At 72.2% G+C, this 270-nt stretch carries 1 pseudogene; it reads right to left on the reverse strand.

From position 1 onward, the window contains the following. A pseudogene (locus ACRX5S_RS21555) lies at positions 1-270 on the reverse strand (TetR/AcrR family transcriptional regulator); the annotation flags it as partial.

Raw genomic sequence — 270 nt, forward strand, 5'->3', positions numbered from 1 at the left:
GTTCGGCGCGCGCGCCGTCGCCGCCGGCGCGCAGGCCGTCGAGGTAGATGTCGAGGTGCCGGTGCGCCATGGTGTCGTTGGTGAAGAGCTTGGCGATCGCCGGCAGCGGCCGCGTCAGGCGGATCACCATGAACGTGATGTCGCCGAACGCGATGTCCTTGCGTACGAGCCCCTGCTCCTGCGCGGCGTCGAGGATGCGCTGCACCCGCGTGCCCGCCGCGAGGCGGGCCGTGTCGATCTCGTCGTCGAAGACGACGCGCCCGGCGAGCG

Origin of the sequence: Yinghuangia sp. YIM S09857, from assembly GCF_051388915.1 — a bacterium.
Classification (GTDB): Bacteria; Actinomycetota; Actinomycetes; order Streptomycetales; family Streptomycetaceae; genus Yinghuangia.